Source organism: Acidocella sp. (assembly GCF_036489515.1).
Classification (GTDB): domain Bacteria; phylum Pseudomonadota; class Alphaproteobacteria; order Acetobacterales; family Acetobacteraceae; genus Acidocella.
Genome location: NZ_DASXFO010000016.1, coordinates 25,730 through 52,016 on the forward strand (window position 1 = coordinate 25,730; position 26,287 = coordinate 52,016).

The window sequence follows — 26,287 nt, forward strand, 5'->3', positions numbered from 1 at the left end:
TTTTTATTTCGAAAGACGTTTGTTATGTATGCGCCTAATTTATGTGCGATTTCAATGGCCACCTTCGAGATAGGCGGCGCGGATCTCCGGTCTGGCTAAAAGTTCGGCACCGGTGCCGGCCATGGTGATGGCGCCGTTCACCAGCACGTAGCCGCGATGGGCGAGGCGCAGCGCCTGGTTGGCATTCTGCTCGACCAGCAGCACGGTAAGCCCGGTCTCCTGGTTCAGCTGCTTGATGGCGGCGAAAATCTGCTTGATGACCAGCGGCGCCAAGCCCAGCGACGGCTCGTCGAGCAGCAGCAGCTTCGGCTTGCTCATCAGCGCGCGGGCGATGGCCAGCATCTGTTGCTCGCCGCCCGAGAGCGTGCCGCCGCGCTGGGAGAAGCGCTCTTTCAAGCGCGGGAACAGCTCGAATATCAGCGCGAGCTGGCGATCGTAATCGGCGAATTTCACCACCTGCGCGCCCATGAGAAGGTTTTCCTCGACGCTCATGCGCGGGAAAATCCGCCGCCCTTCCGGGGACTGCGCGATGGCGCGGCGCGCGATCTGGTGCGTCGGCAGTTTGGTGATGTCCTCGCCGCGATAGGTGACGCGGCCGGATTTTGCGCTGGGGCTGCCGCAGATCGTCATCATCAGCGTCGACTTGCCGGCGCCGTTGGCACCGATCAGGGTGACGATCTCTCCCTCGTTGACGTCGATGCTGACGTCGCGCAGCGCCTGGATCGGGCCGTAGAAGGTGTTGACGTCCTTAAGCGAAAGAAGCGGCTGGCTCACGAGGCGGCCTCCGCTTCGGTGGCGATCGGGGCGTCGGGGTCGTCCTCGTCGCCTTCGCCGAGATAGGCGCTGATCACGGCGGGGTCGTTGCGGATCTCCTGGGGCGTGCCGTCGGCGATTTTCTTGCCGTGGTCGAGCACGACGATATGGTCGGAGATTTTCATGACCACGCCCATATCGTGCTCGATCAGCAGCAGGGAGCATCCTTCGGCGCGGATTTTCAGCAGCAGCTCGTTCAGCGCCAGCGATTCGCGCGGGTTCAGGCCGGCCGCGGGCTCGTCGAGGCAGAGCAGCACGGGGTCCGTGCACATGGCGCGCGCGATCTCCAGCCGGCGTTGCGCGCCATAAGGCAGGGAGCCGGCGGCGTCATCGGCGCGTTCGAGCAGATGCGTCGCGTCCAGCCAGTATTTGGCGCGCTCGATCGCGTCTGCTTCCGTCGCGCGATAGCGGCCGAGGCCGAGCACGCCAAGGACGCCGAAGCCGGTGGCGGCCTGCAGCCGGTTATGCTGCGCCACCAGCAGGTTTTCCAGAACGGACATGCCGTTGAACAGGCGGATGTTCTGGAAGGTGCGGGCGACACGGCCTTTTTTCGCGATCGAATGGCCGGGCAGCTTGTCCAGCCGCAGCGCGTGGCCCGGCGCATGCGCGATGGTGACGCTGCCGGAGGTCGGCTTGTAGAAGCCGGTGATGCAGTTGAACACCGTGGTTTTGCCGGCGCCGTTGGGGCCGATCACCGCGGTGATGTTGCCGCGTTTGGCGGTGAAGCTGAGCCCGTTGACCGCGGTGAGGCCGCCGAAACGCATGGTCAGCCCGGTGACCGAGAGAAGAGAGTCTGTCATGCGTCAGCTACGTCCTTCCGAGACCATTTCCGCGCTGATGATTTTCGCGCGCCCGAGCGAGACGGTCGGCCGGCGCGTGGCAATGAAGCCGCGCGGCCGCACCACCATGATGGTGACGAGCGCCAGGCCAAAAATGAGCATGCGGTAGATCTGCAGCGATTGCAGCAGTTCCGGCACGCCGATCATCACGCAGGCGGCCAGCACCACGCCGAGCTGGCTGCCGGCGCCGCCGAGAACGACGATGGCGAGCACGGTGGCGGATTCGATGAAGGTGAAGCTGTCCGGGCTGATGAAGGCCTGGCGGGTGGCGAAGAAGCAGCCGGCGAAGCCGCCGAACATGGCGCCGATGGCGAAGGCGGTGAGCTTGGTGTTGCGCAGGTTGATGCCCAGCGAGCGGCAGGCGATCTCGTCCTCGCGCAGCGCTTCCCAGGCGCGGCCCAGAGGCTGCTGGCGCAGGCGCAGCGTGACCCAGTTGGTGAGCAGCGCCAACGCCAGGATGATATAATAAAGATAAGTGGTGCGCTGCTTCGGGTCCGGGTCGACATGGAAAAAGCCGGCGAAGGTGCCGGGACCGCCCGCCATGCTGAAGGTGAGGCCGAACAAAGTGGGGTGCGGGATGTCGGTGATGCCGTTCGGGCCGCCGGTGAGCGAGACCCAGTTGGTGATGACCAGGCGGATGATCTCGCCGAAGGCCAGGGTGACGATGGCCAGATAGTCGCCACGCAGGCGCAGCACCGGAAAGCCGAGGCAGACACCCCAAAGGGCGGCGAAGAGCCCGGAGAGCGGCAGGCATTCCCAGAAGCCGAGGCCGAAATTCTCCGCCAGCAGCGCGAAGGAATAGGCGCCGACCGCGTAGAAGGCGACGTAGCCGAGATCCAGCAGCCCGGCGAGGCCGACAACGATGTTCAACCCCCAGCCGAGCATGACATAGGTCATGATCAGCACGCCGAGGTCGATATAGGCATTTTCGACGCCGGGGATCAGCGGCATCGCCACCGCCGCGACCAGGAGCGCCGGGACGACATATTTGCCGGTGCGCGAAGCCCCTTGCGACAGTTTCAGGGAACGGGTGCGTTGCGGCCGATGTTCGTGCCAGAGGAGCATCAAAAAACGCGCGGCGAAGGTGAGCGCCACGGCGAGGATGAGCAGCCCCGGCCGGGTGGAGAGGGTGAGGTTGCCGGCCTCGTTGTCGCCCAGCTTGAGCCCGAGGAAGGGGCCGAACAGGAGCAGCGCGACAAAGGCGACGGAGGCGGAATCCTTGAGATTGGGGACCAGGTTTCTCATACTTTTTCCACCTCGTTGCGGCTGAGCAGGCCGGTCGGCATGAACATCAGCACGATCGCGAGGATGGAATAGACCGCCGCATCCTTATAGGCGACTGTGGCATAGCCCGACCAGAACGCCTCGATCAGGCCGATCAGCAGCCCGCCCAGCACCGCGCCGGGCAGTGAGCCGATGCCGCCCAGCACGGCGGCGGTGAAAGCTTTGATGCCGGCTTCGAAGCCGATGTAGAAATCGATGACGCCATAATAAAGGAGGAACATCACACCGGCGACGGCGGCGAGGGCGGAGCCGATGATGAAGGTGTAGCTGATCGTCCGGTTGGTATCGATGCCGAGCAGTGCTGCCATTTTCGCATCCTGCTCGACCGCGCGCATGGAACGGCCGAGCGGGGTTTTGGTCACGATATAGGTGAACACGGCGAGGACCACGAGCGTGACGACGACGATGGCCATTTGCATCCAGGTGAGCTGAACCACGAAGCCATTCTGCTCCATCAGCGTGATGCCGCCCGGAATGAGGTTCGGGATCGCCCGTTCCAGTGCCCCCTGGCTGGTCTGCACATAGTTCTCCAGCACGATCGACATACCGATGGCGGAGATCAGCGGCGCCAGGCGGAAGGACCCGCGCAGAGGCCGGTAGGCCACGCGCTCGATGGAAAACCCGTATAGGCCGCACAGTGCCGCGGAGAGGATCAGGGCGGCCAGCAGGCCCAGCGGCACCGAGGTGATGCCGGAGAGCGCGGTGAGGACGATGATGCCGATGAACGCGCCGACCATGAACACATCGCCATGGGCGAAATTGATCATGCCGATGATGCCATAGACCATCGTATAGCCGACCGCGATCAGCCCGTAGATCATGCCGAGCGTGATGCCGTTGATGAGCTGCTGTAGAGCGTAAGCCATGCGTTTCCTTGCGGAGAAGAGACTGTTCTCGAGATGATACGAGCTCAGCCGTCCGGTCAATGCCGGATTTTTGTGTCCTGGGGGCTTTTCTTCTTCGCGCGGTCTTGCTACAGGGCTCCCACGATGGGTGCATAGCTCAGTTGGTAGAGCAGCTGACTCTTAATCAGCTTGTCGTAGGTTCGATCCCTACTGCACCCACCATCATTTTCAATGAAAATCGGCCGCTTTAAGCGGGTGCGGGCATGTTTTTCCGAGAATCGTTGTGTCCGCAGGGAAAGTCTTCTTTTTGTGAACAAAAAGAAGCAAAAAAACTTTATTTAAGCTGGGCCATGGGCGTTATCGCCGACCATGCCCATGGCCCAGCATGAATAAAGTTTTTGCGCCGCTTTTTTCAAAAAGCGGCCGCTTTCCTTATCCTTATTGTGCGATCTGCGCGGGGAATGGCCCGCTCATGAAGGTACTGGCCCCCGTTTCGTCGACGATGATGTGGAATGGTCCGTTCCTCTGAGGTCGAACGGGCCGTCCGGTGTCCCTAAACGCGATCACCGACAGAGTGAGAAAGATCGCCGTCAGCACGAGTGCGGTATAGTTGTCGCCTCCCATATCAACCCTCCCCGGTTTTGTGCGGGATTTTGAGTTAGACACGCGCCTGTCCTCCTTCTTTGCTTGCCGGTCAGGTCTGCGGCGTGGGGCCCCGATGATGATCGGGGCCCTGAATGGTTCGTTCTAACTAGCGCAAGGTCTTGGCTGCGTAGGCTCGTTCGTGGCCGGCCGCCAGCAGGCCGAAACCGACGATCATCAGGGCCAAGATGGGCCCCGTCAGAGAAAGATCCTGGCTATGCAGTAACGCTCCGAGCGCGAGACAGGCCATCAGCACCAAAATTGCCGCCTCGATGGTGATCGCCAACCAAAAGCAGATACGATCTTGTGGACGCAGTGACATCGAACATGTCCTTCTACCAGTTCATTGAAAATCCTACTCGCTCGGGGACGCCCGCCAAGAAGCTGCAGCACAATGCAGGTATACCCAATATGCCAATGCATATCAGGAAGTATTTTGCGCCTTTTGTGAAGGCCGCGCCCGAGCTCCTTTCGGATCGGGAGGTCCCGCCAGTCGCAGTGCCCGCCCCGATGCCGCCGGTTCTGGGTGATGCAGGGTCTCGACGAGTTCCCACAGCTTCGCCGATGTGAATTTGGCTGGGCTCCCTGTTATTTGGTCAGTCTTTTTTCGTTATGAAATCGAAGCCGATCTGGTTTCCGGAGGCCCAACGCTTTTGTAATGGGCCGATGATTTCATCCTGGATTTTCAGGAATGCCGTCTCAGGGGTGTTGATCATCACGGCGGTCTCGATGTGCACGCCGGAGTCGGACAAATCAAGGATCAGGCAGTCGATCGAAGTCTTATGAAAACCGCCGAATAACAATTTCCCAGCCTTTAGCGTTCGCGCGCGCGGCATGCGGCGGCGATTTTCAGGGAGAGGGTCCTTGGAGGAAGTGGCATCGTTCATGAATTGGCTTTATCTGGTCGGAGAGTCCTCGTTTAGCCGAAATTCATTGAGCGATCGATATAGAAGTTCGTCATTGCGGAGTCGTGTCTAAATCATTATCTTTTGTCTAGATATCCGTATCAAAGACGAATTTTAGCCGGCATCGCCTGAACGGATCCATTGCCGTCGATTGGGGCATGACGCCGACATGATGGTTGGCCGGGCTGCGTCCGATTCGTGTTCTTCTTGAAGGGGAAAGCGGCCGCTTTTCGAGTCAGGCGGCGCAAACGCTTTTATTCGGCTGGGCCTACGGCGTTGAAAACAGCACGGCCCGAATGAGCGAAGGTTTTTTGCTTCCTTTTGTCGACCAAAAGAAGCCTTCCTCTTCGCTTCACGGAGCGATCTAACGCCTGTTTTGTCGAAGTGGATTGCTTAAGGGAATTGATGCAAATGTTCTGATACAAAAATTATAGAGTGCGCGGCAGCACCGTTGATATACACGTTAGAAAAATTTGGTTGATTCAACAAACAGGAGTCGAATTCTTATGCACGTATCAAAAGCTGCTTTGGCCGCTGAAGTGAGCCATTTTGACGTCCCCCTCAGAGATGATCCCCGGGCCGAGATGGCCCGGCGTTTGCCAAAATTCGTCCAACCCTTCCTTACCTGGCTGACTGCCAAGCCGGCACCAGGTGAGGAGCCGATGCCGAAAAAGCCGATTCTCTATGTGATCGAGGCGCTGGGTCTGGTGCTGGGCGGGGTGGCCCTGTCGATGGCAGCACAGCTATGTCTTGGCGCGCATGAACCATTGTTCTGGGCGGTGCTGGCGCTGGGGCTGCTCGCGACGACGTCCGGACTGGGCGTGTTTCAAGTGGTGATCTTCCACCATTGCTCGCATGGCACGGTGTTCAGCTCCCGCGCGCGCAACCGCACCGCCGGCCGGCTGATTTCCGCGCTGCTGCTGTTCAAGCATTTCGACGCCTATCAGCGCGAGCATATGCTGCACCATAATATCAACAAGCTGTTTACCGATGATGACGAGTTCACCGATTTCGTCGTCGGCATTTGTGACCTGACCACCAGGCTCGACCGTCGTGGGCTGTGGCTGCGTCTTGTCACGCTGCTCATCTCACCGGTTTGGCATGCGCGTTTCCTGTGGAAGCGCCTGCGCGGCAGCCTGCGCTCTCAGGAGCGCCTGCATAATCTGGTCGGTGGCGGCTTTCTGCTTGCGTTGTTGGCCATCGGCCTGTTGACGCATACGCTCGGGCCGATCGCGGTGGCCTGGCTGCTGCCGCTGACCGTGCTGCTGCAGGTCGCCACCGTGTTCCGCATCCTCTGCGAACATCGTCTGCCGCCCCCCGAGATGATTGCCGCGCGCGGACCTGCTTTGGTGTGCCTGGCGACCGCCGGCGTGTTTGCGGGATCGGTGCCGCCGTCAGAAAATCTGCCAAAGCCGCGGGCGCTGCTGGCCTGGGCCGGCTGGTGGGCTAACATGCTGACCTGGCAGGTCTTCGTGCGTCTGTTCGTGCTGGTGGGCGATGCCCCCTGCCACGATTTTCACCATCGCCGCCCCGGCAAACGCTGGACCGACTATACCCATAACCGGCAGTTGGATCTCGAAGCCGGGAGCCCGGGCTTTCCGCTGAATTATACGGACACTTGGGGGCTGATGCGCGCCATCGACGAGAATTTCGCGGCGATGGAACGTGCGCCTGCCGAGCTGTTGAGCTGACCGATTTAGGCAAGTGAACAAAAAGTAGCAAAAAAACTTTATTAATGCTGGGTCATGGGCGTTGTCGCTGACACTGCCCAAGACCCAGTGGAGCAAAAATTTTTGCGCGGCTTTTTTTAAAAAGCGGCCGCTTCCTTCTATCCGAGAAGCCGGCCACTGCCCGCCGGCAGGGCGATGGTGACGATTGTGCCCCGGCCCAGCGCGCTCTCGATCGTCAAGTTGCCGCCATGGGCTTCGACCAGTTGCTTGACGATCGGCAGGCCCAGACCGGCGCCATGGGCGCTCTGATGAACGTCGTTTTCCAGCTGCACGAAGGGTTCGAGAATCCGCTTGATGTCATCGGCGGGAATGCCGACGCCGGTATCCGCCACCGTGATCTGCAATGCGTTGCCATCGGTCAGTTCGACGAACAGCGTGATCTGGCCGTCGGTCGGGGTGAATTTCAGCGCATTGCCGATCAGGTTCGCCAGAATCTGGCGAAACCGGTCATAGTCGATCAGCGCCTGCAATTCCGGCGCGGGTGCCTGCAAGAACAGCTCCGGCCGCTGCGCCGCGGTCTGCGCGCCAAACGCGCGCACGGCATTGCGCAGCAGCTGGCCGACCGGCACCCAATCGCGCCGCAATTGCGGCGGGGCGTTGCTGAGGCTGGAAAAATCCAGAATATCCCGCGTGAGCGAGAGCAGCCGGCGTCCCGCATCGAGGATCTGGCCGGCGAACTCCTGACGCTGTGGGTCACGCGGCGCGCGCACTCCGGTCTGCAGCAGCAGTTCGGAAAAGCCGATGATCGAGTTCAGCGGGGTGCCAAGTTCGTGGCTGAGATTGGCCAGAAACCGCGCCCTGGCATTGCTGGCCGCCTCGGCGGCCTGTTTCGCTTCCTGCAACGTGGTTTCCGCGATGCGCCGCAGCAGCACGTCGGCGTAGACGGCGAGCGCGACCTCGAGGAGCTCCCGGTCGCCGGGCTCGAAGGGACGGTGAATATTCCCTTCGCTGCGCTTGCCCAGCAGCAAGGCGCGCCTTGTCTCGGGCGCATAGGCCCACAGAACATAAGGCACGCCGATGGTTTTCGTCATGGCGGCGGCGGCATGGTTGAGCGCCTGGCCTCCGGCGCTGTATAAAAAATCGGGCGGGTCGCTCAGCACGAGGATGGCGCTGCTCTCCACGCCCGCCGCATGTTCGATGTGAAAATGCCCCTTCTGTGCCTGATCTTCCGTCAGCAGTGCGGCACGGTCGCAGAACGACGCGTCGATGACGGCGGCGAGCAGATGGTCGCCGATGGCTTCGGCTGGGATGTCGCGCTCGACGAGCTGATAGGCCGCGCGCACCAGCCGCGCGACGATCTTGCTGCGCCTTGCCTCGCGGGCGACGCGGCTCTGCTCTTCCTGCAGGCGCAGCAGCCGGGCCCCGATATCGTTGTATTCGGTCTTGTAATATTGCAACTCACGTTCGAGTTGCTCGCGGCTGGCTGGCGTGCCAGCGGTCATGCGTCGTGTTGCAGGATCATCAACACGCCGGTCCAGTCGAGAGGGCGGCTATAGTGGCCGGCGAAGGGCGCGATCTCGACCCCCGAATAGAAGCCCATGAAGGGAAAGTCCGGCGCCAGCGTGCGCAGGACCGTTTCGGCCTCCTCGGTTTCGGCGCCGCTCATGATGCTGGCCCGACCGGCGCAGTCGATATACAGAGCCAACGCGCAGCGCGCCGCCCCGATTTCGCCTTTCAGCTTGGCGACGCCGCGTTCCGCCGACTCCAGCATCAGTGCGTTGTCGCGGCTCATGATCTGCACCCGCGTGCCGACCGCGAAGTCCGGTTCGAACAGCGTGATCGAGCCGCGCTCCGGGGTGGCCTGCAGGATTAGCCGGTTGACGTAAAGATTCTCGTCATAGGGGGCGAACGGGTCGCCTTGTTTCTGCCCGAGCGTCGCCACCAGGGAGAGCTGTTGCCCGCTGGTGGTGCCAAGCTCCAGGCCGAGCAGGCGCTCGACGACGGTGAGGGCGGGTTCATGGTCGAGTTCCAGAACTTCCGCCCCGTCGATCCGGGTGATCTCCATGAACGTGCTGACCGGCCGGCAGCCATGCAGGATGGCGGTCGAGGCGCGCAGGCCGGGCGGGAAGATGAGGGCGGCCACGGAATGCTTGCGCACTTCACCCTTGCAGAACAGCCAGCCATCCGACAGGTTGATATCGGTCAGCAGGCCGCCGCCGATGACATGCAGCTGTCGGTCACCGAGCCCGTCCTGAAACCCTTCCATGATCTGGCTGGCCGGATGCAGCCGCAACGGTACGCTGCTGGCCACGCTGTCGAACAGCAGCATCACCGCGGCACCTTCGCTGGCGCGTTGGCGCACCGCCAGGCCCAGCGCCCGTCCGGCCGCGACTTCACTCTCGGCGAGACCGTCGGTGGTGAGCACGCAAGGTGTCACGTCCGCACCTTTGAAGGCCATCAGGCCGATCTCGAAACCGCTATAGCCGAAGCCGGCGGTGCTGATCGCCCCGGCCGCGGAACCGCCGGTCAGTTGCACGTTGCCAAAGCTCGCTTGCAATGCGGCGAGCACCAAAGCCGGAACATGCTGGCCACCGACGAACGCCAGGATCAGGTCCGGCGCCTCCAGCCCCAGCTGCTCCCGGCAGAGCCTGATCGCGGTCTCGGGCTGGGCATGGCTGGCATAGGCCGTGCGGATCAGCCCGGTCACGGCTCCACCTCGGGGCAGAGCGGCATCTCGTAGTCCTTGGAATCTGCGTAAAGTGACACGGTGTTACGCCCCTGGCGCTTGGCCTGATAAAGTGCACGGTCGGCATGGTCGATCAGAGGCAGGGCGGTGTTGCTGCCGGACAAGGTGACGCCGATGCTCACCGTGACGCTCAACTGGGGCTCGATGCGCATCTGCTCGATGACGCTGCGCAGCGTCTCCGCCAGGTCCAGGGCCTGCTGGTTATGGGTAAGACCGTGGGCGACAACCAGGAATTCCTCGCCGCCATAGCGGCAGGTCATATCCGTGTCGCGTAAATGCCGCCGCAACGCATCGGCCACGGCGCACAGCACCTTGTCGCCGGTGCCGTGGCCGTAGCAATCGTTGATCGCCTTGAAATAATCGACATCGAGCATGAGCACCGCAAAGGGTTCATGGGCGGGATCGGCGCAGAGCCGCTCGAGATGGCTGGTCATGTAGCGGCGGTTGTACAGCTGGGTCAGCGGGTCGATCACCGCCAACTCCAAAGCCGTGCTGACCTCGCTGCGCAGCCGGTCCTGATGGAGCTTCCGCTGGATATGGTTGTTAACACGCAGAAAAAACTCGCCTTCGTCCAACGGCAGCATCAGGCAATCGCTGGCGCCGAGATCGAGCCCGCTGATCAGCGCGTCGCGCTGGTCGGGGGCAGCGATCAGGAGCAGCGGCGTGTCGCGGGTCGCCGCGGCGGCGCGCAGCCGGGCGACCAGGCGCAGAGGATCGCTCGACAGCAGTGACAGGCTGAGGACGATGAGATCGAACGCGCCGCTTTGGAGGGCCGGGAGGACCGCGTTATCATGCTGGACGAGCACCGTGCCGATGTTCCTCTGCGCGAGGATGTTGCGCATGCGCAGCGCGCGGGTCGGCAGATCGTCGATGATCAGGACGCTGCTGCTCTCCAGCGCGGCCGGATGAAAAACGTGCGGCATGAGCCCGAGCGAGGCGGCAGCACTCCCGCGTGCGCGCCATTCGTCCAGCAATTGTTTCAGACGGATGATGCCGCGCAGCCGCGCCAGCAGAATCTCGTGTTCGATCGGCTTGCTCAGGAACTCGTCGGCCCCGACGCGCAAACCTTGTTGGCGGTCCGGCTGCTCCTTGAGGGCGGTGACCATGACGACAGGAATATGTGCGGTCGCGTTCTGTGATTTCAGCCGGCGGCAAACTTCGTAACCGTCGATGTCCGGCATCAGGACGTCCAGCAAAATGGCGTCGGGCTGCCATTCTTTGGCGATCTCTTGCACGTCGCGTGCGGTGTTGACTGTCCTCACATCGTAATATTCCGCGTTCAGCCTGGCTTCTAACAGCCGGCCGTTCGCGGGAACATCATCGACGACCAGGAGGCGTGCGGTCACCGCGCGCTCCGTGGGGCGGCCGCTTGCCTCAGCTTCCGCAAGTGCTGCGGTGAACAAAGGCTGGCGTTAGTTCTGGGCAGGGTAACAAACAAAACGGACCTCCGTGCGCCATCTTTGCGCCCTGGGGCGAGTTACCTTTGGGTAACCGCTACTTTAGATAGCACAATATACGCGTAATGTGCAGGTCAGCAAGGCGGCCGTGGCGAAGGGAAAATTTCGTTTCATCTTGCAACATTTCGGGCGGTCCAGAGGTGCGTCCGGCCCGTGCTCCGGGAGCTTGCGGGCAGCCCGGCCGGAAATTCCGTGAGCATCATTCCTCCTGCCTCTGCGGGTGCATGTTATCTGTGGATCTTGTTGTAATTCTACCGATAAGTTAGTGAAATTGTTCATTATTGCGCGCGCCCGAGAAGCGAAATCGCGCTGCCGGGAAAGCGTGCTGTTAGATGAAAGCCCTGGAGCATGGTTGCTTTGCACCGATCATGCTCAAGACCGGTTTTCCGGATCCAGGAAAGCGGCCGCTTTTTGAAAGGCGGCGCAAAAACTTCTGTTATGCTGGGTCATGGGCGTTGTTGCCGACAACGCCCATGGCCTAGATTCGAAGAGTTTTTTTGCTTCTTTTTGTTCACAAAAAGAAGCCTTCCCCTACGTTAACGGACCGTGCCGGGGGTGGGGCGGAATGGGGATCACTTTCAAGAGAGAGCGGCCCGGCCGAGGCGAAGCCGCCCCCGTCGGCCGGGCCGGGCTTGAGTCTGGCGGCGCGCTCGGCCACAACCCCGGCATGGCCTCTCCTCCGCTGCTGCTGCTCACCGATATTCGTGTAACCCTTGGCTCCGTGCCGCTGCTCGACGGCGCCGGGCTTGGCGTGGGGGCGGGGGAGCGCATCTGCCTGGTCGGACGCAATGGCTCGGGCAAGTCGACGCTGCTGAAAATCGCCTCCGGTGAGATCGCCTTCGATGGCGGCACGCGCTTCCTGCAGCCCGGCACGACCATGCGCTACCTGCCGCAAGAGCCGGATCTCTCGGCGTTCGCCAACACCATGGACTATGTCGTCGCCGGCCTGGGGCCGAATGACGAGGAATACCGCGCCCGCTACCTGCTCGAGCAACTGGGCCTCACTGGTGCGGAAAAGCCGGAAAACCTGTCCGGCGGCGAGGCGCGGCGGGCCGCCCTGGCGCGCACTTTGGCGCCGGACCCGGACCTGCTGCTGCTCGACGAACCGACCAACCATCTCGACCTGCCAGCCATCGAATGGCTGGAATCGGAGCTGAAATCCCTGTCCGCCGGCATCGTGTTGATCAGCCACGACCGGCGGCTGTTGGAAAAACTCTCGCGCAGTATCGTCTGGCTGGACCGCGGCCAAACCAGGCGGATCGATCGCGGCTTCGCGCATTTCGAGACCTGGCGGGACGAGGTGCTGGAACAGGAAGAGAAGGAATTTCACAAGCTCGGCCGGCAGATCGCCCGCGAGGAGGACTGGCTGCGCTATGGCGTGACCGCGCGGCGCAAGCGCAATGTGCGCCGCGTCGCCGGGCTCGCGTCGCTGCGCCAGGCCAAGCGCGAGCATAACCATCAGGCCGAGGCCTCCAAAATGGTCGCCGCCGATGCCAATGTCTCGGGCAAGCTGGTGGTCGTGGCCGAAAGCGTGTCAAAATCCTACGACGACCGGCCGATCGTGAAGAAACTCGATCTGCGGGTGCTGCGCGGCGACCGGCTGGGCATCGTCGGCCCGAACGGCGCCGGCAAATCGACCTTGCTGAAACTGTTCACGGGGCTGGAGACGCCGGATGTCGGCAACATCAAGCTCGGCACCAACCTCAACGTCATCACGCTGGACCAGCAGCGGGCCGCGCTCAACCCCGCGGTGAGCCTGGCCGACACCCTGACCGGCGGCAAGAGCGACATGGTGCAGGTTGGCGAGCAGTCGCGCCATGTGATCGGCTATATGAAGGACTTCCTGTTCAAGCCCGAACAGGCGCGCACCCCGGTCGGCACATTGTCGGGCGGCGAGCGGGGACGGCTGTTGCTGGCAGTGGCGCTCGCCAAACCCTCCAACCTGCTGATCCTCGATGAGCCGACCAACGATCTGGACCTGGAGACGCTGGATTTGTTGCAGGAAATGCTGGGCGACTATCCCGGCACGGTGCTGCTGGTCAGCCATGACCGCGATTTTCTCGACCGCGTGGCGTCTTCCACCCTGGCCTCGGAAGGCGAGGGACGCTGGGTGGAATATGCCGGCGGCTACAGTGACATGCTGGTGCAACGCGGCGAGGTGGTGGAAGCGGCAAAAGCGAAACCAGCCCGCGGCCTCGCGCCAGTCGCGGTCAAGCCCGTCGCCACAGCTGGAAAACTGTCTTTCAAGCAACAGCACGAGTTGAAAACGCTCAACGCCGAGATCGAGCGCCTGCATGCCGAGATCAAGCAACACGAGGCGGTGCTGGCGCAACCGAACCTGTACAGCCGGGATATCAAAACCTTCAACAGCGCCTCGCAGACGCTGGCGGTAGCACAGGCGCGGCTGGGCACGGCTGAAGAACGCTGGCTCGAGCTGGAAATGCTGGGCGCGGGGTAGAAGAAAGCAGCCGCTTTTTAAAAAAAGCGGCGCAAAAATTTTTTGCTCCACTGGGCCATGGGCGTTGTCCCTGACAACGCCCATGGCCCAGATTAATAAAGTTTTTTTGCTACTTTTTGTTCACAAAAAGTAGCCTTCCCTTTCTTACTTGCTGGCTACGGTCGGGTCGGTCTTCGGCCGCGGGTTGAAGTCTGCGGGGATGTGGTTGACGATTCCCAGCGCGTAATCCGTCGGCACGATGCCGATCACGCGGCAGCCCTGGTTGTCGTCGGGCGGCATCGCATTGACATCCGGGGTGATCGCGTAGGCAGCCGGCAGGGGTTTGGCCTTGCCTTCCAGCCGGGCCGGATCGAACGCCGAGAGCAGGTTGCCGACACCAGGCGTCAGATCGTCAGCCGGGCCGAGATTGGCCTGATGGAACATCTTTTCGCCGGCTTGGCGCGCCTGCAACTCGTCCGGCAGATCCGCCAGCGGCGGCAGGCCATAGAGCAGGTCGAGGAACTTGATCACGCTGGCATGGTCGCCGCTCTCGTGGCTCACCACATGCGCGCGGGCATAGGGCGAGATGATGATCAGCGGAATGCGCGGTCCGCGGGAGAGCGGCAGGCCTTGCGGATCGTATTCCGTGAAGGCCGGCGGCACATTGTCGTAATCGCCCTCGGACTCATCGTAGGTGATGATGATCGCCGCATTCTTCCAGTATTTGCTCTGCGCGATGGCGTTCACCTCGCGCGCCACCAACGCTTCCGAGATTGCCGCGTCGGAGTAGCCCGGGTGATCGTCGTCGCCCACGAAATGATGCTGCACGGCCGGGTCCTGATCCGCCGGTGTCAGGTTCTCGATATTTTTGAAGCCCCCGCGGATGTAATAGATGCCGCCGGTCGCGGAGAGCTTGTCTGCGGAGATGTCGGAGAAGAAGTCGCCGAGACCATGCAGATGCGCCGTCATCGACGGGTTGTTCGCGACATAGCCGAAATATTGCGGCGCGTTATGGTGGCCGATATAGCCGGTATGCAGCACGTCGCCCTTGTCGTTGGGCTCGCGGTCATAGCCTTCCTCGTACCAGCCCCAGGCCACTGGTTTCGCACCTTTGGCGGCGATCGCCGGGATGTCCTGCTTCACGTCGGCGAGGTCCGTGGAGGGGGCACGATCCGCCGCCGTCACGGTCTTCGCAGCGGTGCCGGTAAAGGTCAGAGGCAGCGAGGCGTAGGTCTGGTTCAGCGCGTAAGGTCCATGATCCGCTGGATTCTGCGGCATGCCGCTGGTATCGCCGCCGGTGCGAGATCCCCAGAGCGGGTCGGTGTCGGCCATCACGGGTTCGCCGACGTTTTTCGGCAGGCCCTTGGAACCGACGGCCTCATCCGGGTGCTTTACCCATTGCGTCTCGCCGGTCTGGCCGGCGATCATGTCGAGTGCCGTCGGCGTCGAGGGGCCGATCATGCGCTGGAAGAAATTATCGAACAGCACGAAGCGGCTGGCAAAATTCCAGAGATAGGGGACGGTATTGCAATCCTCATAGGCCATCTCGAGTTCGCCGTACTGCTTGGCCATCAGCGAGGGTTTGGACAGCCCCTTCATGTGTTCCTTTTCCTCGACCAGCGCGAAATGGTCCATTTTCGCCTGCCCATCGACCACGTCCATCTTCTCGCCCATGCCGACATGCGAGTGGTCGACGTCGTCGGTATCGGCAGAGTATTGCGCCGGGCCGATGCGGAAGGGCGAGATCATCGTCATCGTGCCGTCGGTGTTCTCGATCGGCTGGGAGAAGCCCGCCGTTTGCGCGGCCGGCTGGCTGAACAGCCCGTTGGCGCCGGGGAAGGTGGCGAAATAGGAATCGAAGGAGCGATTTTCCTGGAAGATGACGAACACGTATTTGACGTGGCGGCGCAGCAGGACGATTTCCTGGGCCGTGCTGATCGTCGGCTCATGCGCGACCATCATGGCGCGCACCGCTTTGGGCCCGCCCGGCTGCGGCGTGACCACAGGGGCCGCGAAAGCGAGCGGCGCCTGGAACATGGAAACCGCGGCGGCGAGGGCGGTGCCGCGACGAAATAACGCTTTCAGATGCATGGCTTATTTCCTGATGGTTTGAGCAAGCAGCGCAGCCCCGATGGGCCGGCTTCCGTCCCGTGCCATGTGTCACTAACGTCATGATAGGCGACGCCCGGTGCGATCGTGCCGCTGTGGATCAGCGTTTTGGCCGCGGTGGGCACGCCGATGACGAGAAACAGGCAGGTGACGTATTTCAACATGCCTGTTTTGTAGCTGGTGTGTAACGTTTTCGCGAGGGGAAGATGGATGACTTTTTTATGTCATCTGTTTCGACAAAGGAAAGCGGCCGCTTTTTAAAAAAAGCGGCGCAAAAATTTTTTTATGCTGGTCCATGGGCGTTGTCGCCGACACAGCCCATGACCCAGCGTTAGCAAAGTTTTTTTGCTACTTTTTGTTCACAAAAAGTAGTCTTCTAATCAATTCTTATCCACGTACGGGTTGTCCGTGCCGCGCAGCATGATGCGGATGGGCACGCCGGGCATCTCGAAAGCCTCGCGCAGGGAATTGACGAGGTAGCGCTGATAGGTCTCCGGCACCTGCTCGGCGCGGGTGCCGAACAGCGCAAAGGTCGGCGGACGGGCTTTCACCTGGGTGATGTAGCGCAGTTTCAGCCGGCGGCCTTCCACCAGCGGCGGCGGAAACCGTTCCAACGCCGCTTCGAACCAACGGTTCAGCGCGCTGGTCGGGATGCGCAGGTTCCATTTCTCATAGGTCGCGCGGATCGCCGGGAACAGCTTGTTGATCCCTTCGCCGGTCTCGCCGGAGAGCGGCACCACGGTGATGCCTTTCATCTGGCTGAGTGAGATCGAAATGCGGTCCAGCGCCGCCTGGCGCGCGCCGCCCCGGTCGTCCACCGCGTCCCATTTGGTCAGCGCGATCACGCAGGCACGGCCCTCGCGCTCGACCAGCCGGGCGATGTGCAAATCCTGCTCCTGCACGCCGATCGCCGCGTCGATCGCCAGCACCACCATCTCCGCGCGCTTCAGCGCCTCGATCGAGGAGGAGGTGGACATCCGTTCAAGGCCCTCATCCACCTTGGCGCGCTTGCGCAGGCCGGCAGTGTCGACGAGCCGATAGAGCTGGCCGTCCGGCCCGGTCAGGTCCACCGAAACCGCATCGCGCGTCAGCCCGGGTTCGGGCCCGGTGATCATCCGCTGCTCGCCGAGCAGATAGTTCATCAGCGTCGACTTTCCGGCATTCGGCCGGCCGACGATGACGAAATGCAGCGGCAGGTTTTGTCCGGCCGCGTCATCGGCCGCCGGCGGCGCCGGCAGGCGCTCGGCGATCTCCTGCATCAGGCCGTACACGCCCTCATTATGCTCGGCGGAAATCGCCAGCGGCTCGCCCAGGCCCAGCTCATAGGCTTCCATCGCTGCCGCGGCACCGCCGCGTCCCTCGGCCTTATTGGCGATCACCAGCACCGGCTTGCCGGTGCGGCGCAGCCAGGTGGCGAAGTGCCGGTCCTCCGGCAGCAGGCCGCTGCGCGCGTCGAACACGAACAGCACCAGATCGGCCTGCTCCACCGCCGCCCCGGTCGAGGCGCGCATGCGCCCGGGCAGGGTGTCGGGGGCCGCTTCTTCGAGTCCCGCCGTGTCCACCAGCAGCACTTTCGTGCCGGCCAGCACGGCTTCCGCTTCCTTGCGGTCGCGGGTCACGCCGGGCGTATCGGCCACCAGCGCGAGACGGCTGCCCACGAGCCGGTTGAATAATGTGGATTTGCCGACATTCGGACGGCCGGCGATGACGACATGCGGGATCATGATATTTTCAGCTATAGGCAGTGAGTTTGCCGTCGCGGGTGAGCTGCAGCAGCAGCCCGCCGGCGGCGATCGGCGGCAGGTCGGCCGCCGGTGAGGCCAGTTTCGCGGTGGTCTTGATCGCGCCCTGGACGGCGTCGACAAAGGCGATCTCGCCAAGGCTGCTGGTCAGCACCAGCATGCCGTTGACCAGCACCGGCCCGGCCCATTGCACCGGCCCGGTCTTCTTTTTCATGTTGTGGAACGGGGGCATCTGCAGCACCCAGCTCACCAGCCCGTCATCGGCATGGACCGCGTATAAGGTCTGGTTATGGTCGAGCACGAAGGCGAAGTCGCCGGAGAGGCAGAAGGGCTGCGTGCCGGAGGCGGTATGCGTCCAGACCTTGGCGCCGGAATGCAGGTCCACCGCCATCACCGTGTCGCCCAGGCTGATGGCATAGACCACGCCGCCCGCGATGACCGGGGCGCCGACGATGTCGGAGAAATCGAGCGAGCTGGCCTGGCCGAAGGCGGAGGCATAGCTCTGCTCCCAGACCGGGGTGCCGGAATTGGCGTCGAGTGCGGCCAGCGTGCCGGAGGCGAAACCGGCGACGAGAATGCCGTCCGAGAAGGCCGGAGCGCCGGTCACCGCGACCGCGGTGCTGCCCGGCGTGCCGATTGCGCCGGTGAAGCGCCATCCCGGTGTGCCGCTTTCTGCGTCGAAGGTCAGCAGCAAATCGTTCTGGACGATCAGCGCGACCAGGGAGTCCGCGACCATCGGCGCGGTGCGGGCCGGGAAATCCAGCGTCTGGCGCCACAGCACTTTGCCGTTGCCGGCCGCCATGGCGATCAGCTCGCCATAGCCGGTGCTGACGAACAGCTTTCCGTTGTCATAGGCGATGCCGCCGCCGATATTCTGCTCGCTGGCGTGTTTCGGCCGCGTCGAGGTGTGCCAGATGCGGTGGCCATCGGCGGCGGAGAAGGCGGAGACCGCCGCATTGGCATCCAGGGCGAAAACCATGCCCTGGGCCAGGAGCGGGCTGGCCAGCAGCGGCTGGCGGTACCCGCCGCCCATGCCGACCGAGGCGGTCCAATGCACGGAAAGTCCGGTCGGCCCGGCCACGTTGCCCGGCGCATGCGCGGCATTGGCCAAAGGCTGCGGCCAGCTCGCCAGCGCCAGGGCCGGCGGCAGGCTGACGCTGGGGGCGTCCACGGCCACCTTCAGGGCGCCCGTGTCCGGCAGGACGGGGACTTGCAACCCGATGATTTTGGCCTTGGGCGTACTGCAGGAGGCGAGGAGCCCGAGCGAAAGAGTCGTCAGGGCCGTGCGACGTCGCATCATAAATTTTGTCATCCGTTCAACTGCGCGAGCATCCCGTCGGCGCGGTTGCGCACGCCTTCAGGTGTCGCCGGGTCCGAGGCAATTTGCGAGAACAAGGCTTTCGCCAGATCAGTCTTGCCTTCATGCAAATACAGCAGCGCCTGGGTTTCCTGCGCCAGGCCATGATAAGGGTTGCTGATCGCCGCCAGCGGCTTGAGCCGCGCCAGAACATCGGCGTCCGGCGCGGTGCCGAGTGCGTGCTGCGCCCAGAGCAGGTTGGCGAGGTCGCGCAGCAGAGGGTCGGTGCTGCCGTCACGGCCGATGGCGGTCCACAGCGCCTCGGCCTGGGCCGGTTGGCCGGCATCGTTGTACAAGGTGGCGGCGCGGAAATCGGCCAGGGTCTTGTACCCTTCGGGGGCATTCGCCGCGAAATCGGTGAGGGAGCGCGCATAATTCAGGCGCTGCGCGTTGCTGAGGTTCGGCTCGGCCTGGTCGATCTGCGCGGTTAAAGCCAGGAAGGACGTCGCGGCCTTGTCGTTCTGCTTGCCCTGATACCAGTGATAGGCCTGCTTTCCGCCGACGCCGAGCAGCACCAGCACGAGCAGGATGATCAGCAGCCCGCCATAACGGCGTGCGAGCGCGATCGCCCGTTCGGTGCGCAGGTCGTCCGAAACCTCGTCAAAAATATCAACCACGTGCCCTGACCCTTAGTTTAACCCGGATGGTCTTAGCCGGGCCCGCCTCGCTATACAACGAAGGCCCGTAGCCGCGCCATGACCCGGTCAGGGCCGATCAGCGGCAATAAAGCTGCCATTTCCGGGCCCTGTTCCTCGCCGGTCAGCGCCAGGCGCAGCGGATGGTACAGCGCCCGTCCCTTGGCGCCGGTGGCGGCGGCGATCGCGCCGGTCCAGCCCTTCCAGGTTTCTGCGCCCCAGGGCGCGGGCGGCAGGGTTTCAAGGGCGGATTGCAGAATCGCGGTTTCGCCCGACAGGTCGGGGGGCGGGACATCGGCGGCGACTACCTGCCACCAGCGCCGCGCCTCGTTCAGCAGGTCAAGATTGCCGCGGATCGCCCGCCAGAATTCCTCGGTCGCCCCATCCGGCAGGCGGTCCTGCACGGCGGAGAATTCCAGCTGGTGCAGGAACTTGCGGTTGAGGGCGAGCAGCTGCTTGGCGTCGAAGCGCGGGGGCGAACGACCGAAATCGGCGAGGTTGAAGGCCTCGATCAAGCCCTCCAGCGGCAGCGGCGCCGGATCCTTGTTGGAGCCCAGCCGCGCCAGATAGGCGGTGATGGCGCCCGGCTCGATCCCGTCCTTGCGCAGCGATTTGAGCGAGATGCTGCCGATCCGCTTGGAGAGTTTTTCGCCTTCGCCGCCGCTGATCAGCGGCAGATGCGCGAAGCGCGGCACCGGTGTGGCGGCCTGTTCGGTGAAGGGGGCGATCGCCTGGAACAGGTCGATCTGCACCGCGGTGTTGGACACATGATCCTCGCCGCGGATGATATGGGTGATGCCCATATCGAGGTCGTCGACCACCGAGGTGAAGGTATAGAGCGGCGTGCCGTCGGCGCGGATCAGCACCGGGTCGGAGACCGTGCCGAATTTGATGCTGCGGCCGCCGAGCACCAGATCCTGCCAGGCGCCGATGCCCTCCGAGAGCTTGAACCGCCAATAGGGGCGCTTGCCGTTGGCCTCCGCCGCGGCGCGCTGCGCCTCAGTCATGTTCAGGGCCGCGCGGTCATAGACCGGCGGCAATTTGCGCTTGATCAGTGCCGCGCGCTTGGCCGCCAGCTCGTCCTCATTCTCGAAGCAGGGATAGAGCCGGCCCGCCGCCTTCAATTTTTCGGCGATGGCTTCGTAACGCGCGGAACGGTCGGATTGCCTGGCCGTCTCATCCCATTCGATCCCCAGCCAGCGCAGGTCGTCATAGATCCCCTGCTCATATTCCGGGCGGCCGCGCTCGGTGTCGGTGTCGTCCAGGCGCAGGAGCAGGCGTCCGCCTTGGTTGCGGGCGAACAGAAAATTCACCAGCGCCGCGCGGGCGTTGCCGACATGGAGGTAGCCGGTCGGGCTGGGGGCGAAGCGGACTTTGATCATCCGCGCGGGTTAGACCATATTTTTGTCTTGGGAAAGTAACCGTTTGTGCAAGCAGAAGGAAGAAAGCAGCCGCTTTTTGAAAAAAGCGGCGCAAAAACTTTTATTATGCTGGGCCATGGGCTGTGTCGGGGACAACGCCCATGACCCAAATTAATAAAGTTTTTTTGCTACTTTTTGTTCACAAAAAGTAGCCTTTTCCTTCGCTTTAGCCTGTTTCCCCATTTTTCTTATACGGGCTTTCGGCCGCCAGGGCCGTCATGGTTTCTGCCATGTCCTGACGTTCCGTGCGCAAAAACGCCGCGACCGCGCGGCGCAAGCCGGGATGCTTGATCCAGTGCGCGGAGTAGGTTGGCTGCGGCAGATAGCCGCGCTGGATCTTGTGCTCACCCTGCGCTCCGGCCTCGACCCGCTTGAGGCCGTGCGCGATCGCGTAATCGATGGCCTTGTAATAGCAGAGCTCGAAATGCAGGAAGGGCACGTCCTCGGTGCTGCCCCAGTTGCGGCCGTACAGCACGTCGCGGCTGCGCAGGTTCAGGGCGCCGGCGATGGGTTTTCCGTTCCGCTCGGCGATCATCAGCACGATCTGGTTCCCCAGCCGCTCGCCGAGGAGGGGAAAGAATTCCGGGGTGAGGTAGGCGCCGCCCCATTTGCGGTCCACGGTCGAGGTATAGAAGGTATAGAAAGTCTCCCAGACGTCGCGCGTCAGATCCGTGCCGGAGAGCGCCTTGAAGGACAGTCCTTCCTGCGCGTCGCGGCGTTCGCGCTTGATGACTTTACGTTTGCGTGAGGAGAGCGCGCCGAGGAAATCGTCGAAAGTCTTGTAATTGTCATTTTCCCAATGGAATTGCGTGCCGAGCCGTTGCAGCCAGCCGGCGTCGCCGAGCGCCTGCCATTCCGCTTCAGCACAAAAGGTCGCGTGGACCGAGGAGCAGTCGAGCTCTTCGGCCAGTTGTACGAGGGCGGCGGCCATCGCCCCGGCGGGAAGACCGGGGCGGCACAGGAGGCGCGGCCCCGGCACGGGCGAGAACGGCACCGCGATCTGGAGTTTTGGATAATACGCGCCGCCGGCCTGCTCATAGGCCTGGGCCCAGCCGTGATCGAACACGTATTCGCCGTAGGAATTCGTCTTCGCGTAAGCGGGGGCGATGGCCACGATGGCGCCGCCGGTATCGCGCAGGACGGCGTAGCGCGGATGCCAGCCGGTGCGCTTGCCGACCGAGCCGCTATCCTCCAGCGCCGATAAAAACGCGTAGGAGATGAAAGGATTGTCACAGTCCGCGCAGCCATCCCAGGCGGCTTGCCCGATGTCGGCAATCTTGGGATAAACTTCGAGAGAGAGATGAGGTGTTCCATCCGCCATGCCACCCCATATGCGGCGGGACGGGCGTTTCGCCAATATTGATGAAGGGGACGATGATGGCTGACGGACAAAATTCTTCCTCCCGGAAGCCGATCCGCCTCGCGGATTATGCCAAGCCGGCTTTTGCGGTTGACGAGGTGGCGCTGGATTTCGACCTCGACCCCGCTGCGACGATCGTGCGCGCGACGCTGAAACTGCGCCGCCAGGCGCCGGGGCCGCTGGTCCTCGACGGCAAGCATCTCGAGCTGCGCGCCGTTAGGCTGAATGACGAGACGCTCGGCGACAACCGCTATGAGGTCGGGGAAAAAACGCTGACCGTGCATGAGGTGCCGGACGCTTTTGTGCTCCAGACCGAAGTGAAAATCAGCCCGGCGAAAAACACCGAGCTCTCCGGCCTGTATATGTCCGGCACCGGCTTCTTCACCCAATGCGAGCCGGAAGGGTTTCGCAAGATCACCTATTTCCCGGATCGGCCGGACGTGATGGCGCGCTACAAGGTGACGATGCGCGCCGACAAGGCGAAATATCCGGTGCTGCTTTCCAACGGCAACAAGACCGGCGCGGGCGAGGAAGACGGAAAGGTGTGGGCCTCGTGGGAGGATCCGCATCCGAAACCCTCTTATCTCTTTGCGCTGGTCGCGGCCGATCTGGTTGCGGTGAAGGATACCTTCACCACCGCGTCGGGCCGGCAGGTCGATCTCGGCATCTGGGTCGCCTCCGGCGATGAGACACGCTGTGGCCATGCGATGTACGCGCTGAAGAACGCCATGAAATGGGACGAACAGGTTTTCGGCCTGGAATATGACCTCGACATCTTCAACATCGCCGCGGTCAGCGACTTCAATGCCGGGGCGATGGAGAACAAGGGCCTCAATATCTTTAACACCGCCTATGTCCTGGCCAGCGCCGACACCGCGACCGATGCTGATTTCCAGAATGTCGAGCGCGTTATCGCCCATGAATATTTCCACAACTGGACCGGCGACCGCGTCACCTGCCGCGACTGGTTCCAGCTCTCGCTGAAGGAAGGCCTTACCGTGTTCCGTGACCAGGAATACATGGCCGACCAGTTTTCCGCCGCGGTGAAGCGCATCGCCGATGTCCGCCTGCTGCGCGCCACGCAGTTCCGTGACGATGCCGGCCCGCTGGCGCATGCCGTGCGCCCGGCCAGCTATCTTGAGATCAACAATTTCTACACGACGACGATCTACGAGAAGGGCGCCGAGGTCGTGCGCATGTACCGCACGTTGATCGGCGGGGCGGCGTTCCGTAAGGGGATGGACACCTACATCGCCCGCAATGACAATTCGGCCGCGACCGTCGAGGATTTCTTCGACGCGATGCAGGCGGCGAGCCCGGTCGAATTGCGGCAGATCATGCGCTGGTACGAACAGGCGGGCACGCCAGAGGTCACCTTCACGGAAGCCTATGACGCGGCGGCGCAGCGTTTCACGCTGACGCTGCGGCAGACTACCAGGCCGACACCAGGGCAGGACGCGAAGGCCCCGTTCCTGATCCCGGTGGCGATGGCGCTGCTGGACGATGCGGGGCGGGAGATGCATCGCGAGACGTTGTCGTTCACCAAGCCCGAGCAGGTATTCATCTTCGAGACCATCGCCGCACGGCCGGTACCCTCGCTGTTCCGCAATTTCTCGGCACCGGTGAAGCTGAAGGGGCAGGGGCGCGAGCGTCTGGCCTTCCTGGCGGCGAAGGATACGGATCTGTTCAACCGCTGGGATGCGTTGCAGCAATATGCGACGATCGTGCTGCTCGAGGCGGTGCAGCGGCAGCAGTTGGGGCAGGCTTTCACGCTGGATGAGGGGCTGCGCGAGGCCGTCGCCGCGACCTTGCGTGATGCCGCGCGCGACCCGGCTTTCGCCGCCGAGGCGCTGCTGCTGCCGGGTGAGAGCCTGCTCGCCGACGAGATGGATGTGGTCGATCCCGATGCCATCCGCTGCGTGCGCGAGTTGACCCGCAAGGCGCTCGGCCTCGCGCTCCAGGCGGAGTTTGGCGCCGCCTATGCGGCCTTCGGCGACGCGGATGCGGCGGATGTTTCGGGTGCGGCGATCGCGCGCCGGGCGATGAAGAACACCGCCCTTGGCTATCTCTGCGCTGCCGGCGATACCGCGCGCGCGGCAACGCAGTTCAAGACCAGCGCCAACATGACCGACCGTCTGGCCGCCCTCGGCAACCTAGGCGAAGTGGCGGATGATAACCGTGATGAGGCTTTCGCCGCCTTCTATGCGGCGTGGAAACACAATGCGCTGGTGCTGGACAAATGGTTCGCCGTGCAGGCCCGTGGCGGCGCGCCGGACACGCTCGGCCGCGTGCAGGCACTGATCCGGCATGCCGATTTCGACCTGCGCAACCCCAACCGGGTGCGCGCGCTGGTCGGCGCCTTCACTGGCAACCCGGCGAAATTCCACGCGCTTTCCGGCGAGGGCTACAAGCTGCTGGCCGATACGATCATCGCGCTGGATGCCATCAACCCACAGATCGCAGCGCGCCTCGTCACCGCCATGGGCAGCTGGCGCCGGTACGACGTGACGCGCCAGGGGCTGATGCGCGCCGAATTGGAGCGCATTCTCGCCCGCGAGGCGCTGAGTCACAACACTTACGAGATGGTCTCTAAAGCCATCGCTTGAAGGAGCAACGCCGATGATTGAACTTTCGTACTGGACCACGCCGAACGGCCATAAAGTCACGATTTTCCTGGAAGAGGCCGGGCTGCCCTACAACATCACCCCGATCAACATTTCCAAGGGCGAGCAATTCGCGCCGGAATTCCTGGCGATCGCCCCGAATAACCGTATCCCGGCGATCGTCGACACCACGCCCGCCGATGGCGGCGCGCCGATCAGCGTGTTCGAATCCGGTGCGATCCTGCAATATCTCGCCGAGAAGGAGCAGAAATTCCTGCCCCTCGACCTGCGCGGCCGTTACGACGCGCTGCAATGGCTGTATTGGCAGATGGGCGGCCTCGGGCCGATGGCCGGGCAGAACCACCATTTCGTGCAATACGCGCCGGAGCGCATCCCCTACGCGATGGAGCGCTATATAAAAGAGACGAACCGTCTCTATGGCGTGCTGAACAAGCGCCTCGCCGACCGGGAGTTCATCGCCGGCACCTATTCCATCGCCGACATGGCCAGCTATCCCTGGATCGTGCCGCATGAGCGGCAGCAGCAGGACATCAACGAGTTCCCGCATCTGAAGCGCTGGTTCGAGAGCATCAAAGCAAGGCCCGCTGTGGAACGCGCCTATGAGATCGCCAAAAAGGTGAACGAGGCCCCGACGGTGACAAAGGAATCGCAGGCTTTGCTGTTCGGGCAGGTGGCACGGTGAAACAGCGTCTCCTCTACGACCTGGCGGGCAACGACGAGAGCGTCCGGTTCAGTCCTTATTGCTGGCGCACGAAACTGGCGCTGGCGCATAAGAACCTCAGCTTCGAGACCACCCCCTGGCATTTCACGGACAAGGACGCCATCGCCTTCTCCAAACAGGGCAAGGTGCCGGTTATGGTGGACGGCGAGACCACCATCTCCGACAGCCACGAGATCGCCGAGTACCTGGAAACCACCTATCCCAATGAAGCTTCGCTGTTCGGCGATGCCTCGTCGCGGGCGCTGATCGGTTTCGTCAAGGCCTGGACCGAGGACGTGCTGCAGCCCGCCATCGCGCCGCTCGTGGTCGGTGATATCTGGGCCATGCTCGACCCGAAGGACAAAGACTATTTCCGCGAGACGCGGGAGCGCTTCCTGGGGCGGAAGCTGGAGGAGTTCGCGCTTGCCCGGGAAACCTATCTCGGCGCCTTCAAAAAAACCCTGGCGCCGCTCCGCCGGACGCTGAAGGCGCAGCCGTTTCTCGCGGGCTCCGCGCCTAACTACGCGGACCACATCGTCTTCGGCGCGCTGCAATGGGCGCAGATCACCTCGAAGACGCCGCTGCTCGACGATGAGCCGGAGATCAGCGCCTGGATGACGGCGGTGCTGGGGACTTACGGGCTCAGATAAGAGAAGAAAGACTACTTTTTGTGAACAAAAAGTAGCAAAAAAACTTTGCTA

22 protein-coding genes and 1 tRNA gene are annotated in these 26,287 nt (G+C 62.9%); 7 read left to right on the forward strand and 16 right to left on the reverse strand.

Annotation, left to right across the window (positions count from 1 at the left end):
- Positions 1–51 precede the first annotated feature (51 nt).
- Genes VGG47_RS02230 through VGG47_RS02245 form a run of 4 tightly spaced genes read right to left on the reverse strand, consistent with a single transcriptional unit; the run spans position 52 to position 3,802 of the window.
- Positions 52–774 carry an ABC transporter ATP-binding protein gene (locus VGG47_RS02230; RefSeq protein ID WP_331535235.1) on the reverse strand — a complete coding sequence of 241 codons (723 nt, stop codon included), beginning with the start codon at positions 772–774 and terminating at the stop codon, positions 52–54.
- Positions 771–1,613, reverse strand: coding sequence for an ABC transporter ATP-binding protein (locus VGG47_RS02235; RefSeq protein ID WP_331535236.1), 843 nt, complete (start codon positions 1,611–1,613; stop codon positions 771–773). Before VGG47_RS02235 ends, VGG47_RS02230 begins: the two co-directional genes overlap by 4 nt.
- Before the next feature lie 3 nt (positions 1,614–1,616).
- Entirely contained in the window at positions 1,617–2,897 is a 1,281-nt protein-coding gene (gene livM, locus VGG47_RS02240) for a high-affinity branched-chain amino acid ABC transporter permease LivM (RefSeq protein ID WP_331535237.1), read from the reverse strand.
- Complete coding sequence (locus tag VGG47_RS02245) at positions 2,894–3,802, reverse strand: ABC transporter permease subunit (RefSeq protein ID WP_331535238.1); 909 nt, start codon at positions 3,800–3,802, stop codon at positions 2,894–2,896. Before VGG47_RS02245 ends, livM begins: the two co-directional genes overlap by 4 nt.
- Positions 3,803–3,927: 125 nt before the next feature.
- Between VGG47_RS02245 and VGG47_RS02250 the strand changes: the two genes are divergently transcribed.
- Positions 3,928–4,003 (forward strand) — tRNA-Lys (locus tag VGG47_RS02250).
- A 529-nt stretch (positions 4,004–4,532) separates the two neighbouring features.
- Here the strand turns inward: VGG47_RS02250 and VGG47_RS02255 are convergent.
- Both VGG47_RS02255 and VGG47_RS02260 read right to left on the reverse strand, forming a co-directional pair.
- Complete coding sequence (locus tag VGG47_RS02255; RefSeq protein WP_331535239.1) at positions 4,533–4,745, reverse strand: hypothetical protein; 213 nt, start codon at positions 4,743–4,745, stop codon at positions 4,533–4,535.
- 274 nt (positions 4,746–5,019) lie between these two features.
- Positions 5,020–5,310, reverse strand: coding sequence for a hypothetical protein (locus tag VGG47_RS02260; protein WP_331535240.1), 291 nt, complete (start codon positions 5,308–5,310; stop codon positions 5,020–5,022).
- Between the two features lie 194 nt (positions 5,311–5,504).
- Here VGG47_RS02260 and VGG47_RS02265 point away from each other — a divergent pair, with 194 nt between their 5' ends.
- Both VGG47_RS02265 and VGG47_RS02270 read left to right on the forward strand, forming a co-directional pair.
- Positions 5,505–5,696, forward strand: coding sequence for a hypothetical protein (locus tag VGG47_RS02265; RefSeq protein WP_331535241.1), 192 nt, complete (start codon positions 5,505–5,507; stop codon positions 5,694–5,696).
- A gap of 228 nt (positions 5,697–5,924) precedes the next feature.
- Entirely contained in the window at positions 5,925–7,019 is a 1,095-nt protein-coding gene (locus tag VGG47_RS02270; protein WP_331535242.1) for a fatty acid desaturase, read from the forward strand.
- A gap of 137 nt (positions 7,020–7,156) precedes the next feature.
- Here VGG47_RS02270 and VGG47_RS02275 read toward each other — a convergent pair whose 3' ends face one another.
- From VGG47_RS02275 to VGG47_RS02285, 3 genes are read right to left on the reverse strand one after another with little or no spacing between them, the layout of a single operon-like run.
- Entirely contained in the window at positions 7,157–8,500 is a 1,344-nt protein-coding gene (locus VGG47_RS02275) for a sensor histidine kinase (RefSeq protein ID WP_331535243.1), read from the reverse strand.
- On the reverse strand, positions 8,497–9,705 hold the full coding sequence (locus tag VGG47_RS02280; RefSeq protein ID WP_331535244.1) for an FIST signal transduction protein: 1,209 nt from the start codon (positions 9,703–9,705) through the stop codon (positions 8,497–8,499). The genes VGG47_RS02275 and VGG47_RS02280 overlap by 4 nt, the downstream gene beginning before the upstream one ends.
- Positions 9,702–11,090, reverse strand: a complete 1,389-nt coding sequence (locus VGG47_RS02285) for a diguanylate cyclase (protein WP_331535245.1) — start codon at positions 11,088–11,090, stop codon at positions 9,702–9,704. Before VGG47_RS02285 ends, VGG47_RS02280 begins: the two co-directional genes overlap by 4 nt.
- A 778-nt stretch (positions 11,091–11,868) precedes the next feature.
- Here VGG47_RS02285 and VGG47_RS02290 point away from each other — a divergent pair.
- On the forward strand, positions 11,869–13,659 hold the full coding sequence (locus tag VGG47_RS02290) for an ATP-binding cassette domain-containing protein (protein ID WP_331535275.1): 1,791 nt from the start codon (positions 11,869–11,871) through the stop codon (positions 13,657–13,659).
- A gap of 144 nt (positions 13,660–13,803) precedes the next feature.
- Here the strand turns inward: VGG47_RS02290 and VGG47_RS02295 are convergent, their stop codons facing one another.
- The 7 genes from VGG47_RS02295 to VGG47_RS02325 form a co-directional block, all read right to left on the reverse strand.
- Positions 13,804–15,729 (reverse strand): phospholipase C, encoded by a 1,926-nt coding sequence (locus tag VGG47_RS02295; protein ID WP_331535246.1) that lies wholly within the window; start codon positions 15,727–15,729, stop codon positions 13,804–13,806.
- Positions 15,720–15,911 (reverse strand): hypothetical protein, encoded by a 192-nt coding sequence (locus tag VGG47_RS02300; protein ID WP_331535247.1) that lies wholly within the window; start codon positions 15,909–15,911, stop codon positions 15,720–15,722. Before VGG47_RS02300 ends, VGG47_RS02295 begins: the two co-directional genes overlap by 10 nt.
- A gap of 216 nt (positions 15,912–16,127) precedes the next feature.
- Positions 16,128–17,471 carry a ribosome biogenesis GTPase Der gene (gene der / locus VGG47_RS02305; protein WP_331535248.1) on the reverse strand — a complete coding sequence of 448 codons (1,344 nt, stop codon included), beginning with the start codon at positions 17,469–17,471 and terminating at the stop codon, positions 16,128–16,130.
- Between the two features lie 7 nt (positions 17,472–17,478).
- Positions 17,479–18,789, reverse strand: coding sequence for a PQQ-binding-like beta-propeller repeat protein (locus tag VGG47_RS02310; RefSeq protein WP_331535249.1), 1,311 nt, complete (start codon positions 18,787–18,789; stop codon positions 17,479–17,481).
- An 8-nt stretch (positions 18,790–18,797) separates the two neighbouring features.
- Positions 18,798–19,463, reverse strand: coding sequence for a tetratricopeptide repeat protein (locus tag VGG47_RS02315; RefSeq protein ID WP_331535250.1), 666 nt, complete (start codon positions 19,461–19,463; stop codon positions 18,798–18,800).
- Positions 19,464–19,513: 50 nt separating this feature from the next.
- A complete protein-coding gene (gltX, locus tag VGG47_RS02320; RefSeq protein WP_331535251.1) occupies positions 19,514–20,863 on the reverse strand; it encodes a glutamate--tRNA ligase in 1,350 nt (449 codons plus the stop codon).
- 205 nt (positions 20,864–21,068) lie between these two features.
- A complete protein-coding gene (locus VGG47_RS02325) occupies positions 21,069–22,223 on the reverse strand; it encodes a GNAT family N-acetyltransferase (protein WP_331535252.1) in 1,155 nt (384 codons plus the stop codon).
- 56 nt (positions 22,224–22,279) lie between these two features.
- Here VGG47_RS02325 and pepN point away from each other — a divergent pair, with 56 nt between their 5' ends.
- Genes pepN through VGG47_RS02340 form a run of 3 tightly spaced genes read left to right on the forward strand, consistent with a single transcriptional unit; the run spans position 22,280 to position 26,236 of the window.
- The gene (gene pepN, locus VGG47_RS02330) at positions 22,280–24,868 is read left to right on the forward strand and encodes an aminopeptidase N (protein ID WP_331535253.1); all 2,589 of its coding nucleotides are present in this window, start codon (positions 22,280–22,282) and stop codon (positions 24,866–24,868) included.
- Positions 24,869–24,881: 13 nt separating this feature from the next.
- On the forward strand, positions 24,882–25,568 hold the full coding sequence (locus tag VGG47_RS02335) for a glutathione S-transferase N-terminal domain-containing protein (protein WP_331535254.1): 687 nt from the start codon (positions 24,882–24,884) through the stop codon (positions 25,566–25,568).
- Positions 25,565–26,236, forward strand: coding sequence for a glutathione S-transferase N-terminal domain-containing protein (locus tag VGG47_RS02340; protein WP_331535255.1), 672 nt, complete (start codon positions 25,565–25,567; stop codon positions 26,234–26,236). The genes VGG47_RS02335 and VGG47_RS02340 overlap by 4 nt, the downstream gene beginning before the upstream one ends.
- Positions 26,237–26,287: the final 51 nt, after the last annotated feature.

Coding starts and splice junctions, on each gene's coding strand:
- VGG47_RS02235 (WP_331535236.1), bottom strand. CDS start 1,613: ATGACAGACTCTCTTCTCTCGGTCACCGGGCTGACCATGCGTTTCGGC.
- livM (WP_331535237.1), bottom strand. CDS start 2,897: ATGAGAAACCTGGTCCCCAATCTCAAGGATTCCGCCTCCGTCGCCTTT.
- VGG47_RS02245 (WP_331535238.1), bottom strand. CDS start 3,802: ATGGCTTACGCTCTACAGCAGCTCATCAACGGCATCACGCTCGGCATG.
- VGG47_RS02255 (WP_331535239.1), bottom strand. CDS start 4,745: ATGTCACTGCGTCCACAAGATCGTATCTGCTTTTGGTTGGCGATCACC.
- VGG47_RS02260 (WP_331535240.1), bottom strand. CDS start 5,310: ATGAACGATGCCACTTCCTCCAAGGACCCTCTCCCTGAAAATCGCCGC.
- VGG47_RS02275 (WP_331535243.1), bottom strand. CDS start 8,500: ATGACCGCTGGCACGCCAGCCAGCCGCGAGCAACTCGAACGTGAGTTG.
- VGG47_RS02290 (WP_331535275.1), top strand. CDS start 11,869: ATGGCCTCTCCTCCGCTGCTGCTGCTCACCGATATTCGTGTAACCCTT.
- VGG47_RS02295 (WP_331535246.1), bottom strand. CDS start 15,729: ATGCATCTGAAAGCGTTATTTCGTCGCGGCACCGCCCTCGCCGCCGCG.
- VGG47_RS02300 (WP_331535247.1), bottom strand. CDS start 15,911: ATGTTGAAATACGTCACCTGCCTGTTTCTCGTCATCGGCGTGCCCACC.
- der (WP_331535248.1), bottom strand. CDS start 17,471: ATGATCCCGCATGTCGTCATCGCCGGCCGTCCGAATGTCGGCAAATCC.
- VGG47_RS02310 (WP_331535249.1), bottom strand. CDS start 18,789: ATGATGCGACGTCGCACGGCCCTGACGACTCTTTCGCTCGGGCTCCTC.
- gltX (WP_331535251.1), bottom strand. CDS start 20,863: ATGATCAAAGTCCGCTTCGCCCCCAGCCCGACCGGCTACCTCCATGTC.
- VGG47_RS02325 (WP_331535252.1), bottom strand. CDS start 22,223: ATGGCGGATGGAACACCTCATCTCTCTCTCGAAGTTTATCCCAAGATT.
- pepN (WP_331535253.1), top strand. CDS start 22,280: ATGGCTGACGGACAAAATTCTTCCTCCCGGAAGCCGATCCGCCTCGCG.
- VGG47_RS02335 (WP_331535254.1), top strand. CDS start 24,882: ATGATTGAACTTTCGTACTGGACCACGCCGAACGGCCATAAAGTCACG.